Consider the following 15,541-nt stretch of genomic DNA (forward strand, 5'->3'; position numbering starts at 1 on the left):
CCCTCCCCTCCCCCCCTCCCCCCCCCCCCCCCCCCCCCCCCCCCCCCCCCCCCCCCCCCCCCCCCGCTCACCCGCCCCCCCCCCCCCCCCCCCCCCCCCGCGCAACGAATCGCCGTACCGCGCCGAAAACGCGTAACGGATCCACAGCGAGCGCGCAACGATCGCGGCTTGTCGGCCGTTCTCGGCGCAACGTACCGTTTTCTGCGTACGTCACGTCTCCCCAGAGGTCTCCATGCCGCCGCTGCGCACCGCCCTGCTCCAGAGCTCCGGTCACCCCGGCGACCCCGCCCGCAACCTCAAGGCCCTCGACGCCGCCGCCGAGCGCGCCGCCGCGGACGGGGCCGGGCTGCTGGTCACGTCCGAGATGTTCCTCACCGGCTACGCCATCGGCGACGGTGTGCACCGGATGGCCGAGCCCGCCGACGGGCCGAGCGGCCGGGCCGTCGCCGAGATCGCCGCCGAGCACGGCATCGCCGTCCTCTACGGCTACCCGGAGCGCGCCGGGGAGGCCGTCCACAACTCCGCCCGGCTGGTCGGCCCCGACGGCGCCCCGCTCGCCAACTACCGCAAGACCCATCTCTTCGGCTGCTTCGAGAACGACTGGTTCACCCCCGGCGACACCCCCGTCGTCCAGGCCGAGCTGGGCGGGCTCACGATCGGCATCATGATCTGCTACGACGTGGAGTTCCCGGAGAACGTCCGGGCCCACGCCCTGGCCGGGACCGATCTGCTGCTCGTGCCGACCGCGCAGATGCACCCCTTCCAGTTCGTCGCCGAATCCCTCGTCCCGGTACGGGCCTTCGAGAGCCAGATGTACATCGCGTACGTCAACCGCAGCGGCCCCGAGGGCGAGTTCGACTTCATCGGGCTGAGCTGTCTGGCCGGGCCCGACGGCACCATGCGCGCCCGGGCCGGGCGCTCCGAGGAACTGGTCCTCGGCGAAGCCGACCCCAGGCTGCTGGCCACCTCGCGCCGGATCAACACGTATCTGCGCGACCGCCGCCCCGGGCTGTACGGGTCCCTCGGCTGACCTTTTACGTCTTCCTCACCCTCACCCTCGCCCTCGCTCGATCCGCAAGGAGTCCGTACCCGATGACGTCCACGGTGCCCACCGCCGTCCACGACGAGCACGAGTCCGCGCACGCCGACACCCTCCCGCCCGTCACCATGTTCGGCCCGGACTTCCCGTACGCCTACGACGACTTCCTCGCCCACCCCGCGGGCCTCGGCCAGATACCGGCGACCGAGCACGGCGCCGAGGTCGCGGTCATCGGCGGCGGCCTGTCCGGCATCGTGACCGCGTACGAGCTGATGAAGATGGGCCTCAAGCCCGTCGTGTACGAGGCCGACCGGATCGGCGGGCGGCTGCGCACCGTCGGGTTCGAGGGCTGCGACGAGGAACTGACCGCCGAGATGGGCGCGATGCGGTTCCCGCCGTCCTCCACCGCGCTCCAGCACTACATCGACCTGGTCGGCCTCACCACCGAGCCGTTCCCCAACCCGCTGGCCCCGGACACCCCCTCCACCGTCGTCGACCTCAAGGGCGAGTCCCACTACGCCCGCACCATCGACGACCTGCCGCAGGTCTACCGCGAGGTCGCCGAGGCATGGAACGCCTGTCTGGAGGAGGGTGCCGACTTCTCCGACATGAACCAGGCCATCCGCGAACGCGACGTCCCGCGCATCCGCGAGATCTGGGCGCGGCTGGTGGAGAAGCTCGACAACCAGACGTTCTACGGCTTCCTCTGCGACTCCTCCGCCTTCACGTCCTTCCGCCACCGGGAGATCTTCGGCCAGGTCGGGTTCGGCACCGGCGGCTGGGACACCGACTTCCCCAACTCCATCCTGGAGATCCTCCGCGTCGTCTACACCGAGGCCGACGACCACCACCGCGGCATCGTCGGCGGCAGCCAGCAGCTTCCGCTGCGGCTGTGGGAGCGCGAGCCGGAGAAGATCGTCCACTGGGCGCAGGGCACCTCGCTGTCCTCCCTGCACGACGGCGCACCCCGCCCGGCCGTGACCCGGCTGCACCGCGCCGCGGGCGACCGGATCGTGGTGACGGACGCGGGCGGTGACATCCGCTCGTACCAGGCCGTCGTCTTCACCGCGCAGTCCTGGATGCTGCTCTCCAAGATCGACTGCGATGACTCGCTCTTCCCGATCGACCACTGGACGGCGATCGAGCGCACCCACTACATGGAGTCCAGCAAGCTCTTCGTCCCCGTCGACCGGCCGTTCTGGCTGGACACGGACGAGGAGACCGGCCGCGACACGATGAGCATGACGCTCACCGACCGGATGACCCGCGGTACGTACCTTCTGGACAACGGCCCGGACCGGCCCGCCGTCATCTGCCTCTCGTACACCTGGTGCGACGACAGCCTCAAGTGGCTGCCGCTGTCCGCGAACGAGCGGATGGAGGTCATGCTGAAGTCGCTGTCGGAGATCTATCCGAAGGTCGACATCCGCAAGCACATCATCGGCAGCCCGGTCACGGTGTCCTGGGAGAACGAGCCGTACTTCATGGGCGCGTTCAAGGCCAACCTGCCCGGCCACTACCGCTACCAGCGGCGGCTGTTCACCCACTTCATGCAGGACCGGCTGCCGGACGGCCAGCGCGGCATCTTCCTCGCGGGCGACGACATCTCCTGGACCGCGGGCTGGGCCGAGGGCGCCGTACAGACCGCGCTCAACGCGGTGTGGGGTGTGATGCACCGCTTCGGCGGCGCCACCGATCCGGGCAACCCGGGGCCGGGCGACGTGTACGACGAGATCGCGCCCGTCGAACTCCCCGAGGACTGAGGGTCCTCCTCAGCCGGAGGACGGCAGGGGAGTGAGCAGACAGCGCCCGACGAGCCCCACGCTCTTGTCGATCCGCTCCGCGAACTCCTCCACCAGCTCCGGCAGCGCCCGCAGCGCCCACAAGGCGCGGAACGCCGCCCATGCGGCGTCCCGCGCCTTGTCCAGGCTCCACGAGCTGACGAGATGGGTGAGCGGATCGGCCGCCTCCAGCACATCCGGGCCGGGCATCAGCTCCTCGCGGATCCGCTCCTCCATTCCGCCCAGCAGCGCCCCGACCCGCTCGAAGTCGCCTTCCATGGCGGCCGGTTCGGCGCCCCGGGCGCGGCAGGTGTCCACCAGCGCGAGCGCCAGGTCATGGCCGATGTGCGCGTTGATCCCGGCCATCGCGAACTGCACCGGGCGGACGGCGGGGTGGCCGCGCAGTTCGAACAGCGGCCGCCAGCAGGCCGGTGGCCGCCGCTGTTCGAGCTGAGCGTCGACCGCCGCCAGATAGCGGCAGGCGAACCGTACGTCCAACTCCTCGGTGGCGGCCGCGTCCTGGAAGTAGCCGGTGCCGAGGCGGCGGCCGACCTCCTCGGTGACCGACAGATACACCCGGTTGAAGACCGCCACCCCGTCCTCGGGCGGCAGCGCCGCGCCGAGCGCGCTCATGCGCGCCACGACGCTTCGTACGGTGCGCGGCGTCTCCAGCCGCTGGGCGGGCATCGTCATGGGGGACAGCGTGGCAGCGCGCACCCCGGCCCGGTAGTTGGTGTGCCGTCACATCCCCCGTACGGCCCAGCGGTTCATGAGGACTGCTACAGCACGCCCGCGTCCCGGGCCGTCCAGACCGTCGGGTACAGCGGACGCCAGCCCAGCTCCTCGCGCAGCCGCAGATTGGAGGTGCACCCGAACCAGGTGTCGCCGTCCGTCCGCTGGGTCATGCCCTCGGGCACGGGCACGCCGTTGAGCTGGTGCAATTCGACGGCGGTCACCGGGGCGTCGTCCACGATGTTGTACTTGCGGCCCGACGCGGAGCCGCCCGCCGAACCGCCCGGTGCGCGCAGCAGCCGCAGCAGCGCCTGCGTCACATCCGCGTGGTGGACCATGGCCAGCCGCTGGTTCCCCGGCCAGTTCGCGGTCAGCCGGAGCGCCTCGGCCAGATGCGGGTCGCCGTCCCCGTACACAAAGGACAGGCTGCCGATCCGCAGGTCCAGGCCGTGATCGCGGTGCAGCGCCAGCAACTCCCGCTCCGCCTCCGCCTTCGAGGCGGGGTACGCACCCCACAGCACGCCGCCGGGCACGCTCTCGTCGTCCTCCACCAGCGGTCGCCCGCGCGAGGCGCCGTACACGAGATTGGTGCTGACCTGGACGAACCGGCTCGTGCCCGCCTCGACCGCGGCCCGGCCGAGCGCCACCGCCGCGTCCCGGTTGACCGCCCACGCCTCCTCGTCCGGCACCCCGCGGAACGCCGCCGCGATGTTGACCACGGCGTGCGCACCCTCCATCGCCCTCCGCAGATCCTTCTCCTCGCGCAGATCCCCCACCGCGACCTGCGCGCCGAGCGCCGCGAACGGCGCGCCGCGCTCCTCGTCGCGGACCAGCACCCGCACCTCGGTACCGGACCGGGCCCCTTCCAGCAGCCGCTTCGCGAACCGCTGCCCCACCCGGCCCGTCACACCCGTCACCAGAATCAACGGCATTCGATCAGCCATCCTTCGTTGTCGATCGGTTGGCCGTAAGCCTGTGCCGCGTGGCGGCGAGCCGGGAGAGACCCGCGTATCCAGGGATCGGCAGACCCTGGATACGGAACGGCCGCGGCGCGACGATGGAGCCGTGCACCGTATGGAACTCGCGGACTTCCTGCGCCGCTGCCGCGCCCGCCTCGTCCCCGCCGACGTGGGGCTGACCTCCGGCCCGCGGCGGCGTACGCCCGGGTTGCGCCGGGAGGAGGTCGCCCAGCTCACCGGCATGTCCCCGGACTACTACACCCGGCTGGAACAGGCCCGCGGGCCGCGCCCCTCCCGTCACATGCTCACCGCGCTCGCGCGTGCGCTCCGGCTCACCGACGACGAGCGCGACCACCTCTTCCACCTGGCCGGCGAGGAGCCGCCGCGCGACCGGACCACGTCCGGGCATGTGCGCCCCGGCCTGCTGCGGGTTCTGGACCGGCTGTACGACACCCCGGCGCACGTGATCACCGACTGGGGCGAGGTGCTGGCCCAGAACGCGATGGCGGCCGCCCTGATCGGCGACATCACCGCACGCCCGCCGGGCGACCGCAACATCGTGCGCAGCTTCTTCACCCGGCGGCCGGAGGACTCCGGCATCTTCCCGCTGTCGGACATGGGCGAGCACGCCCGCACCCATGTCGCCAACCTCCGCGCCGTGGTCGCCGCCCGCCCCGACGACCCGGGCCCGGCGGCGCTGGTCGCCGAACTGCGCGCCGTCAGCGCGGAGTTCGCGGCGCTGTGGGAGGCCCACGAGGTCGCCTTGCGGCGCACGATGGTCAAGCGCTTCGTCCACCCCGTGGTGGGGGAGCTGGAGCTGGAGTGCGAGATCCTGCTGAGCGCGGAACACGCCCAGCGCCTGATCGTCCACACGGCCACCCCGGGCAGCGAGTCCGCCGAACGACTGGACCTGCTGCGCGTGGTGGGCCTCCAGCCCCTGACGCCCAGCGGCTGACCGCCGCCCCGGGCCCGTCCCGGGGCGGGGGAAGGCCCTACGGCGTGCGGCCGTCGTCGTCGTACGTGCTGGTCCCCGCGTCCAGCAGCGGCTCCCGCGACGGCTTCAGATGGGCCGGTGCCAGCGCCCGCAGCACGTGGTAGCCGACGATCACCACGATCGTCCCGAGCGCGATGCCGCTCAGCTCGAAGTTGTCGCTGATCTTCAGGTTCACGCCCCCGACGCCGATGACCACACCCGCCGCCACGGGCACCAGGTTCAGCGGGTTCCGCAGGTCCACGTCGTTGTGCACCCAGATCTGCGCGCCGAGCAGCCCGATCATGCCGTAAAGGATCACCGTGATGCCGCCCAGCACCCCGCCCGGCACCGCCGCCACGACCGCGCCGAACTTCGGGCACAGGCCGAAGAGGAGGGCGAATCCGGCCGCGGCCCAGTAGGCGGCGGTGGAGTAGACGCGGGTGGCGGCCATGACGCCGATGTTCTCGGAGTACGTGGTGGTGGCCGGGCCGCCGACCGCGGTCGACAGCACGGTCGCGGCGCCGTCCGCCGCGATCGCCGTGCCGAGCTGGTCGTCGAGCGGGTCGCCGACCATCTCGCCGACGGCCTTCACATGCCCGGCGTTCTCGGCGATCAGCGCGATGACGACCGGCAGCGCGACCAGGATCGCCGACCAGTGGAACTCGGGCGCGTGCAGGGACGGCAGGCCGACCCAGTCGGCCTCGGCGACGCCGGACAGGTCCAGCCGCCAGTGGTCGGTGACCCGCCCGCTGCCACCGATCGAGTGGATCTTGCCGAAGACGCGGTCGAAGATCCAGGAGATCGCGTAGCCGAAGAGGAGCCCGAGGAAGATCGCGATCCGCGACCAGAAGCCGCGCAGACAGACCACGGACGCCGCGGTGACCAGCATGGTCAGCAGCGCGGTCCACTGGTCGGCGGGCCAGTACGTCGTGGCGGTCACCGGCGCGAGGTTGAAGCCGATCAGCATGACCACCGCACCGGTCACCACGGGCGGCATCGCCGCGTGGATGATGCGCGCCCCGAAGCGCCGTACCGCGAGCCCGCTCAGCAGCAGCGCGGCGCCCACCACCAGGATCGCCCCGGTGACGGCGGCGCTGCCGCCGCCCTGCGCCCGGATCACCGCGGCCACGCCGACGAAGGACAGGCTGCACCCCAGATAGCTGGGCACCCGGCCGCGGGTGGCCAGCAGGAACAGCATGGTCGCGACCCCGGACATCATGATCGCGAGATTGGGGTCGAGGCCCATCAGCACGGGGGCGACGAAGCTGGCGCCGAACATGGCCACGACGTGCTGTGCGCCGAGGCCCGCCGTCCTCGGCCACGACAGCCGCTCATCCGGCCGGACGACGGCTCCCGGGGCGGGGGTGCGCCCGTCGCCGTGCAGGGTCCAGCGCACGCCGAGGCCCATGACTGCTCCACTTCATTTCCGCATACAGAGAATCGGAGCAATGTTAGTGGGGCGTGTTGGCCGGAATTACGTGGCTCGATCCGCGGCCGGGAGCCGAACCCGACGATTGATCGACAACTGGGCAACAGTCCCCCTGCCGCACTGGAGTTGGCGTCGCGCGGGGTGTGAGGGTGGCGCGCATGGCACTGCGATCCACCTCCCACGCCCTCGCCGTCGGCGCCGTCTGCCTGGCGCTCGTCCCGCTCACTGGATGCGGTCCGGACGGCGGCGAACCGTCCTCCTCCAAGGGGCAGCCCAGCGCTCCTGCCGAGAGCCGGGCGCCGGGCCATGGAAAGGGGTCGAAGGACCCGGACGACCTCAACGGGGACGGCCACCGTGACCTCGTGGTGCCCGCTCCCGCCCGGCGCGATCCGCAGAAGGTCAACCGCGATGAGCGGGTCGCGGTGATCTACGGCTCGGCGAAGGGCCTCGACCCCGCGACCCGCACCGTCCACGGCCGCCGCGATCTGGGCCTGCCCGCCACCGGCGTGGCCACCCCCGGCGCCGGGGGTGACCACGTCCCCACGGACGACGTGGTGACGGCCGATCTGGACGGCGACGGCTTCGCGGACGTCGTCACGACCGTGGAGGGGGAGATGGCGGAGGACGGGAACATCAGCGCCGCGCACACCGTCCCGCACATCTCCTGGGGCGGCCCCGGCGGGCCGGAGAAGGGGGCCGGGGCGGCCCCGGTGCGGCTGCCGGAGAGCGTGTCGAAGCTGGGCGTGACCTCGGTGGTGCGCGGCGACTTCGACGGGGACGGCCACCACGACCTCGCGGCGCTCGCCCAGAACCAGTCCTCCGCGGTGGTGCTGTACGGCCCGTTCACCCGCTCCGGCGAGCCGGAGCGCACCGACACCAGCCTGCCGTTCACGGACGGAGACCTGGCCGCGGACGACATCGACCCCTCCGGCAAGGCCCGCGCGACCTCCCTGCTGGTCCATGCCGTCAGCGACGGTGAGCAGTCCGCCAACACCCTCTACCCGGCCCGCCGCGGCACCGGCCTGTCCGCCGGGGGCAAGCGGCTGCGCGCCGGAAACGCCCACGCGTTCGGCGACTTCGACGGCGACGGGGCACGCGATGTGGCCATCGGGGACGACGGCTCCCGCAACGACGAACCCGGCAACGAGACCGAGCCGCCGGACGTCTCCGGCTCGCTGACCGTCTACCCCGGCAGCGGCGGCGCCCCGGTCAAGCACCGTTCACCCACGGCGTCCAAGGAGGGGGAAGGGTACGAAGGGGCGGGCGGCTACGCGGCCGCCGACCCGGACGGCGACGGCCGCGACGGCATCCTGGTCGCCACCTACGAGGGCGCCACGCTCGTCGACGGCGACCGGCGCACCCCGGTCCTGCGCAAGGGGCCCGCGAAGGCCGACGGCCGGAAGGTGCGCGCGAAGGACCGGCCCGCCCGGCCCGTGGGGGCGGCCGACTTCGATGGTGACGGAAAAGACGAACCCATCCTGAACTGGGGAACGGGCGACACCACCGGACCGTACGGCCCGCAGCCCACCCGCTGGTGGATCACCGACGGCACGACCGCCCGGGACAAGACCTCCTTCGCCACCACCACGTTCGTGACGGACCAAACGGACCAGGAAACGGACCAGGAAACGGACTAGGGGGACGTCGTATCGGGGGCGCGGTCCGCCCGGCGGGGGCCGGAAGTGCCGCCCGGGATCCCGGAAGCGGACCCGCGCAGCACCCCTGCCCCGGCCACCAGCCCCAGCGCCAACGCCGTGACCAGGCCGAACGACACGGTCAGCGAGGTCATGTCGGCGATCGAGCCGATCGCCGCCGGGGCGATCAGACCCGAGGTGTACGTGATCGTCGCGACGCCCGCGATCGCCTGGCTCGGGGCCGGGCCGCTGCGCCCGGCGGCGGCGAAGGCGAGCGGGACGACGACCGCGATGCCCAGGCCGATGAGGCCGAAACCGGCGATCGCGGTCACCGGACCGGCGGCCGTGACCACCAGCGCCCCGCCGAGCGTGGCCAGCACGCCGCTCGCCCGTACGGTCCGCACCGGGCCGATCCGGCCCACCACCGCGTCACCGGCGAACCGGGCCGCGGCCATGGTGCAGGAGAAGGCCGTGGTGCAGGCGGCGGCGACGCCGGGGGAGGAGCCGATGACCTCGCGCAGATAGACCGCCGACCAGTCCAGGCTCGCGCCCTCGGCGAACACCGCGCAGAACCCCACCGCGCCGATGACCAGCGCGGAACGGGGCGGCAGGGAGAAGCGGGGCGGCGGATGCTCCTCGGGCGCGCTGCGCAGGTCGAGGACCCAGCGGCAGGCGCCGGTGCCCAGCAGGATGAGCACGGCGGCGGCGATCGCGAGGTGCACCCGGGCGTCGGTCCCGGCGTGAGCGGCGACCGTGCCCGCCGCCGACCCGATTAGCGCTCCCGCGCTCCACATTCCGTGCAGCCCGGACATGATCGGGCGGCCGAGCCGTTTCTCGGTCTCCACGCCGAGGGCGTTCATGGCGACATCGGCCATCCCGGCGGTCGCGCCGTACACGAAGAGCGCCCCGCACAGCCAGGGCAGACCGGGGGAGAGCGGGGGCAGGACCAGGGCCAGGCACCACAGGGCGATCAGCCCGCGCAGCGCGGCGCGGGCGCCGAAGCGGTGGCTGATCGCCCCGGCCAGCGGCATCGCACACGAGGCGCCGATGGCGGGGAAGGCCAGCGCGAGCCCGAGCTGGCCCGCGCTGATGCCCAACTGCTCCTGCACCCAGGGGACACGGGTGGCGAAGTTGCCGGTGACCGCGCCGTGCACCGCGAACACCGTGGCGACGGCCATGCGGGCGCGCCGTACGTCACGCGTGGACGGTTCCGTACCGCTGCTCATCGCTGCTCGTCGCTGTTCATGTCCGTACTCTGCGCATGCCCCGCGGTCCGGCTCAAGGGTGATTTCCGTGCGATCTCTTGTCGTGGTCATGATCCCGCCCTACTCTGACCCTCAATCTTGATTCTGAATATGGTTCAGATATCTGATTGGAGTGCTCGATGATCGCTACTCCAGCGGACCGTGGGCGGTTGGCCCGCGCACTCATCGCCCTCGCCGTCCTGCTCGCCCTCCTGGCCATCCCGGCGGCGCCCTCCGCCCACGGCGCCGACCGCGCCCGGTGGTCCCGCCCGGTGCCGGACACGGTCGTGCTCGACGGCCCCCGACTCGCCGTCACCAAGCTGAAACTGCAGCTCGGAGACCGTGGGCTGAAGCGAACCCTGCGCGATCTGACCACCCAGGCCGACCAGTGGATGCCCCAGGGGCCGTGGACCGTCACCGACAAGGACCAGGTGCCGCCGAGCGGTGACAAGCACGACTACTTCAGCCAGGCCCCCTACTGGTGGCCGAGCAAGCCCAAGACCGACGACAATCCGTATGGCTGCCCCTATGTTCAGAAGGATGGCCAACGGAACCCCGATGTGGACAAGATGACGGACCGCCCCGAGGTCGGGAAGGTCTTCGAATCCGTCTACGAGCTGTCCCTCGCCTGGTACTACACCGGCAAGCGCGGCTACGCCGAACACGCCGCCGACATCCTGCGCACCTGGTTCGTCACCCCGGCGACCCGGATGAACCCCAGCCTGAACCACGCCCAGTTCATCCCCTGCAAGTACGACGGCCGCTCCATCGGCATCATCGACTTCTCCCAGGGCTTCACCAGCCTGCTGGACGCCGCCGCCATCCTCGACACCGGCGCCCCGGGCTGGACCAAGGGCGACCACGCGGGCTTCCGCACCTGGAACAAGCAGTTCCTGAACTGGCTGGTGAACAGCGACTTCGGCAAGGAGGAAAGCGCCGCCGACAACAACCACGGCACCTTCTCCGACATGCAGGTCGCCGCCATCGCCGCCGCCGTCGGCGACCGGGACCTGGCCCGCAAGGTGCTGCGCGAGGCCCGCGCCAAGCGCATCGACACCCAGATCGCGGCCGACGGCAGCCAGCCCCAGGAACTCGCCCGCACCCGCAGCTTCCACTACTCCACGTTCAACCTCGTCGCCTACACCCGGATGGCGGCCGTGGGGCGGCACGTCGGCGTCGACCTGTGGCGCTACACCGGTCCCACCGGCTCGAACCTCTTCAAGGCCGTCGACTTCCTGCTGCCCGCGGCCACCGGGGCGAAGCCATGGCCGTACCCCGATCTGGAGTTCAAGGCGTACGCCGCGAGCGACCTGGTGCACGCGGCGGCCGACGCGGGCGACCGCCGGGCCCGCGCGGCCCTCGGCAAGCTCCAGGCCCCGCCGGGCGGCGACCTCTGGGCGCTGCGCCCCGCGGTGGAACAGCTCGACAGCATCGCCCAGGGGTAGGCGGTTTCTCCCCCGCCCGTACGGGCGCGCCGGGCAGCGGGCCGCTGCCCGGCGATCGGCCCGGCGCCGAGGCCCGGGGCCGGGTGGGTGAGACAGCCCACATCGGCCCCGTCTCCCACCTGCGCTGATCGCCGTGGCACACTGGGTCCGTACCAGTGACGTCAGCGCACTCCGGGGTCGGTGAAAATCCGAACCGGCGGTTACAGTCCGCGACCCGTCCGCCGCCAGCGGTCGGTTGACCAGGTGAAATTCCTGGACCGACGGTTAAAGTCCGGATGGGAGGCAGTGCGCGGCGGTAGCGACATCACCGGTGCGCCGTCTTTGCGGCGGCCGCGCTCTCGGCGCGGGCCGTACGCAGCGATCCCGGCGCCCCGGCGAAGGCGTTCCCGTTCCATGTCGTTTCCGACAGCCCCGGAGTCCGTGCCCGAAGAGGCAGGAGGACCCGGTGGCCCCCGCAGCCGAAGCAGCGGCAACCGCAGCGGCGGAAGCCCGCGCCATGCGCCGCGCCGTCGCGCTCGCCGCCCGAGGTCTCGGCCACACCAGCCCCAACCCCGTCGTCGGCTGCGTCATCCTCGACGCCGCGGGACAGCCGGTGGGCGAGGGCTGGCACCGGCAGGCCGGGGGCCCGCACGCCGAGGTGCACGCCCTGCGCGAGGCGGGGGAGCGGGCCCGCGGCGGCACCGCGCTGGTCACCCTCGAACCCTGCAACCACACCGGCCGCACCGGACCCTGCGCCCGGGCGCTCGTCGACGCCGGGATCGCCCGCGTCCGCTACGCGGTCGCAGACCCCACCGCCCAGGCCCGCGGCGGCGCCGCGGCCCTCGCCGCGGCCGGAGTCGACGTCGCGGAAGGGCCGCTGGCGGAGGAGGCGGCGGCGGTCAACGAAGCCTGGCTGACCGCGATGCGCCGCGGCCGCCCCTTCGTGCTGTGGAAGTACGCAGCCACCCTGGACGGCCGCAGCGCCGCGGCCGACGGCACCAGCCGCTGGATCACCTCGTCCGCCGCCCGCGCCGATGTGCACCGGCTGCGCGCCGAGGCGGACGCCGTGCTCGTCGGCTCCGGCACCCTGCGCGCCGACGATCCGCACCTCGCCGTACGCGACCGGGACGGCGCCACCCAGCCGCTGCGGGTCGCCGTCGACACCGACGCGACCGCCCTCAAGCCGGACGCGCGCATCCTGGACGACGCCGCGCCCACGCTCATCGCCGTGGCCGAGGACGCCGACACCGGGCACCTCCCGAAGGGAGTGGCGACCGTACGGCTGCCCCGCGCGGCAGCGGGGCGCGGGCGCGGGCTCGACATCGCCGCGCTCCTCGCCGCCCTCCACGACCGCGGCGTCCGCTCCGTCCTGCTGGAGGGCGGGCCCACCCTCGCCGGGGCGTTCCTCGCCGCGGGCGCCGTCGACAAGGTCGTCGGCTATCTCGCCCCCGTACTGCTCGGCGCGGGCCCCGCGGTCCTCGCCGACGCCGGAATCACCACGATCGCGCAGGCGTTGCGCCTCGATACGGCCGACGTCACCCGGCTCGGCCCCGATCTGCGCATCACCGCCGTCCCCACCGCCCCCGTCGCACCCACCACCACCCTCGCCGAGGAGAACTGACGTGTTCACCGGAATTGTCGAAGAACTGGGTGAGATCGTCGCCGTCGAGAACCTGGGCGACGCGTCCCGCTTCCAGGTACGCGGCCCTGTCGTCACCGAGGGCGCGCGGCACGGCGACTCGATCGCCGTCAACGGTGTCTGTCTCACCGTCGTCGACACCGGGGAAGGCCAGTTCAGCGCCGATGTGATGGCGGAGACCCTGAACCGCTCCAGCCTCGGCGCGCTCACCGTCGGCTCCCGCGTCAACCTGGAGCGCCCCATGGCGCTCGGCGGGCGGCTCGGCGGCCACCTCGTACAGGGCCATGTGGACGGCACCGGCACCGTCGTCGAGCGCAAGCCGTCCGAGCACTGGGAGATCGTCACGATCTCGCTGCCGTCCGAACTCGCCCGCTATGTGGTCGAGAAGGGCTCGATCACGGTCGACGGCATCAGCCTGACCGTCGTGGACGCGGGCGCCGACCACTTCACCGTCAGCCTCATCCCGACGACGCTCGACCTCACCACCCTCGGGGTCAAGCAGTCCGGCGACCCGGTCAACCTCGAAGTGGACGTCCTCGCCAAATACGTCGAGCGCCTGCTCACCCACGGAGACCCCGGCACGGCCGTCGGTCCGTACACGGACACGGACAAGGAAGCGATCGAATGATCTCCCTCGACTGGCTGGGCGCCGAGGCCGGGCAGATATTCGGCCAGCACATCCTGTGGTCGGACGCGATCGGCAACACCATCGGCCTGGCCGCCCTCGCCCTCGGCCGCCGCCGCTCCCTGTGGACCTGGCCCGCCCAGCTCGCCTCCGGCGTCATCCTGGTCGCCGCCTACGCCTCCGCCCACCTCAGCGGTGGCGTCGGCAAGCAGCTCCTGGTCATCGGCGTCGCCGCCTGGGGCTGGCGGCAGTGGCGGCGGGGCCGCCGCGACGAGGGCGGCGCGGTCGCCGTCCGCTTCGCCACCGGCCGCGAGCGCGCGGCGCTCCTCACCGGCCTGGCGGTCGGCACGCTCGCCGTGGGCGCCCTGTTCGCCGCGGTTCCCCAGCTGTCCTGGAACCCCTGGCCCGACGCCTACATCTTCGTCGGCACCCTCGCCGCGATGGTCGCCCAGGCCCGCGGCCTGATCGAGTTCTGGTTCGCGTGGATGCTGGTCGACGTGGTCGGCGTCCCGCTCGCCTTCAGCAGCGGACTGGCCTTCTCCGGCCTCGTCTACGTCATCTACTTCGCGCTCGTCCTGTGGGGCGCGCGCGACTGGTGGCTGCGCTCCCGTACCGAGGCACCCCGCACCGAAAAGCCCCGGACGCCCCCGAGCGCGACCACACCCGCAATGGAAGGAGTGTCAGTGTCATGAGCGAGCCCTACGCGACGACGCAGCCGCGACCGGCGGCCGAGGACGACGCCCCCGCGGGCGCGTGGCCGCCCGACGAACTGGCGCTGGACACCGTCGAGCGGGCGATCGCCGACATCGCGGCGGGCCGCCCCGTCGTGGTCGTGGACGACGAGGACCGGGAGAACGAGGGCGACCTCATCGCCGCCGCCGAGACGATCACCCCGGAGATCGTCGCCTTCATGATGAACGAGTGCCGCGGACTGATCTGCGCCCCCATGGAGGCCGCCGACCTCGACCGGCTGCGGCTCCCGCAGATGGTCGAGGACAACACCGAGTCCATGGGGACCGCCTTCACCGTCTCCGTCGACGCCACCGCCGAACACGGCGTCAGCACCGGCATCTCCGCCGCCGACCGGGCCGCCACGCTGCGCCTGCTGGCCGACGCGGACACCACCCCCGGCGACTTCGTGCGCCCCGGCCACATCTTCCCGCTGCGCGCCCGCCCCGGCGGCGTGCTCGCCCGCGACGGCCACACCGAGGCCGGGGTCGACCTCGCCCGGCTGGCCGGACTCCGCCCGGCGGCCGTGATCTGCGAGATCGCGGGCGAGGACGGCGTGATGCTGCGCCTGCCCGAGCTGGTCGCCTTCGCCCACAAGCACGACCTCGCGATCATTTCCATCGACGACCTGATCGCGTACCGCAAGGCCGCCGAGCCCGCCGTCCGGCGCGAGGCCACCACCCGGCTGCCCACCGCCTTCGGCGACTTCCAGGCGTACGGCTACCGCGCGATCGCCGACGGCGTCGAGCACATCGCCCTCGTACAGGGCGACCTCGGCGACGGCGAGGACGTGCTGGTCCGGGTCCACTCCGAGTGCCTGACCGGCGACGTCTTCCACTCGCTGCGCTGCGACTGCGGCCCCCAGCTGCACGCCTCCCTGGAGCGGGTGACCGCCGAGGGCCGCGGCGTGGTGCTGTATCTGCGCGGCCACGAGGGGCGCGGCATCGGGCTGCTGTCCAAGCTGCGGGCGTACCAGCTCCAGGAGCTGGGCCGGGACACGCTGGACGCCAATCTGGAGCTGGGCCTGCCCGCCGACGCGCGCGACTACGCGGCGGGCGCCGAGATCCTGGCCGACCTGGGCGTGCACTCCGTGCGGCTGATGACCAACAACCCCGAGAAGACCACCGCCCTGGTCCGTCATGGGCTGCGGGTCACCGGCCGGGAGCCGATGCCCGTCCAGGCCGGGGAGCACAATCTGCGCTATCTGCGGACCAAGCGGGACCGGATGGGGCACGACCTGCCCTGGCTGGAGGGCGACCGCCGGGCGGAGAGCCCGGAGCCCGTGTCCGCCTGCGGCAACCAGTAGAACCACCCGTACGTACGAAAGACCTTG

At 72.6% G+C, this 15,541-nt stretch carries 13 protein-coding genes and 1 riboswitch; of the genes, 9 read left to right on the forward strand and 4 right to left on the reverse strand.

The annotated features are described in order from the left end of the window. Positions 1 to 232: 232 nt before the first annotated feature. Both ACZ59A_RS36175 and ACZ59A_RS36180 read left to right on the forward strand, forming a co-directional pair. A complete protein-coding gene (locus tag ACZ59A_RS36175; protein WP_468046623.1) occupies positions 233 to 1,030 on the forward strand; it encodes a carbon-nitrogen hydrolase family protein in 798 nt (265 codons plus the stop codon). 62 nt (positions 1,031 to 1,092) lie between these two features. Continuing rightward, positions 1,093 to 2,802 (forward strand): flavin monoamine oxidase family protein, encoded by a 1,710-nt coding sequence (locus tag ACZ59A_RS36180; RefSeq protein ID WP_470967740.1) that lies wholly within the window; start codon positions 1,093 to 1,095, stop codon positions 2,800 to 2,802. Between the two features lie 9 nt (positions 2,803 to 2,811). On the opposite strand, the gene ACZ59A_RS36185 is transcribed toward ACZ59A_RS36180, so the two are convergent. Both ACZ59A_RS36185 and ACZ59A_RS36190 read right to left on the reverse strand, forming a co-directional pair. Further along, complete coding sequence (locus ACZ59A_RS36185) at positions 2,812 to 3,513, reverse strand: DUF5995 family protein (protein ID WP_470967743.1); 702 nt, start codon at positions 3,511 to 3,513, stop codon at positions 2,812 to 2,814. Positions 3,514 to 3,599: 86 nt separating this feature from the next. Next, positions 3,600 to 4,484: an NAD-dependent epimerase/dehydratase family protein gene (locus ACZ59A_RS36190; protein WP_470967745.1), complete on the reverse strand. Its 885-nt coding sequence runs from the start codon at positions 4,482 to 4,484 to the stop codon at positions 3,600 to 3,602. A gap of 133 nt (positions 4,485 to 4,617) precedes the next feature. Between ACZ59A_RS36190 and ACZ59A_RS36195 the strand changes: the two genes are divergently transcribed. Beyond that, on the forward strand, positions 4,618 to 5,466 hold the full coding sequence (locus ACZ59A_RS36195; RefSeq protein ID WP_470967747.1) for a helix-turn-helix transcriptional regulator: 849 nt from the start codon (positions 4,618 to 4,620) through the stop codon (positions 5,464 to 5,466). Between the two features lie 37 nt (positions 5,467 to 5,503). Here ACZ59A_RS36195 and ACZ59A_RS36200 read toward each other — a convergent pair whose 3' ends face one another. Then, entirely contained in the window at positions 5,504 to 6,892 is a 1,389-nt protein-coding gene (locus tag ACZ59A_RS36200) for a uracil-xanthine permease family protein (protein ID WP_470967750.1), read from the reverse strand. A 179-nt stretch (positions 6,893 to 7,071) separates the two neighbouring features. Here ACZ59A_RS36200 and ACZ59A_RS36205 point away from each other — a divergent pair, with 179 nt between their 5' ends. Then, positions 7,072 to 8,550: a hypothetical protein gene (locus ACZ59A_RS36205; RefSeq protein ID WP_470967752.1), complete on the forward strand. Its 1,479-nt coding sequence runs from the start codon at positions 7,072 to 7,074 to the stop codon at positions 8,548 to 8,550. Here the strand turns inward: ACZ59A_RS36205 and ACZ59A_RS36210 are convergent. Beyond that, a complete protein-coding gene (locus tag ACZ59A_RS36210; protein WP_470967755.1) occupies positions 8,547 to 9,773 on the reverse strand; it encodes an MFS transporter in 1,227 nt (408 codons plus the stop codon). The two genes, ACZ59A_RS36205 and ACZ59A_RS36210, sit on opposite strands and share 4 nt — an antisense overlap. Before the next feature lie 158 nt (positions 9,774 to 9,931). Between ACZ59A_RS36210 and ACZ59A_RS36215 the strand changes: the two genes are divergently transcribed. The 5 genes from ACZ59A_RS36215 to ACZ59A_RS36235 all read left to right on the forward strand — a co-directional run bounded on the left by ACZ59A_RS36215 (position 9,932) and on the right by ACZ59A_RS36235 (position 15,514). Continuing rightward, positions 9,932 to 11,236 carry an alginate lyase family protein gene (locus tag ACZ59A_RS36215; RefSeq protein ID WP_470967757.1) on the forward strand — a complete coding sequence of 435 codons (1,305 nt, stop codon included), beginning with the start codon at positions 9,932 to 9,934 and terminating at the stop codon, positions 11,234 to 11,236. A gap of 162 nt (positions 11,237 to 11,398) precedes the next feature. Then, a riboswitch (FMN riboswitch) is annotated at positions 11,399 to 11,529 on the forward strand. 203 nt (positions 11,530 to 11,732) lie between these two features. Beyond that, the gene (gene ribD, locus ACZ59A_RS36220; RefSeq protein ID WP_470968129.1) at positions 11,733 to 12,836 is read left to right on the forward strand and encodes a bifunctional diaminohydroxyphosphoribosylaminopyrimidine deaminase/5-amino-6-(5-phosphoribosylamino)uracil reductase RibD; all 1,104 of its coding nucleotides are present in this window, start codon (positions 11,733 to 11,735) and stop codon (positions 12,834 to 12,836) included. 1 nt (position 12,837) lies between these two features. Then, on the forward strand, positions 12,838 to 13,482 hold the full coding sequence (locus tag ACZ59A_RS36225) for a riboflavin synthase (protein WP_470967759.1): 645 nt from the start codon (positions 12,838 to 12,840) through the stop codon (positions 13,480 to 13,482). Next, positions 13,479 to 14,171 (forward strand): nicotinamide mononucleotide transporter family protein, encoded by a 693-nt coding sequence (locus ACZ59A_RS36230; RefSeq protein ID WP_470967762.1) that lies wholly within the window; start codon positions 13,479 to 13,481, stop codon positions 14,169 to 14,171. Before ACZ59A_RS36225 ends, ACZ59A_RS36230 begins: the two co-directional genes overlap by 4 nt. Beyond that, positions 14,168 to 15,514: a bifunctional 3,4-dihydroxy-2-butanone-4-phosphate synthase/GTP cyclohydrolase II gene (locus ACZ59A_RS36235; protein WP_470967764.1), complete on the forward strand. Its 1,347-nt coding sequence runs from the start codon at positions 14,168 to 14,170 to the stop codon at positions 15,512 to 15,514. Before ACZ59A_RS36230 ends, ACZ59A_RS36235 begins: the two co-directional genes overlap by 4 nt. Positions 15,515 to 15,541: the final 27 nt, after the last annotated feature.

The sequence above is a fragment of the Streptomyces sp. NPDC040405 genome, from assembly GCF_055595765.1.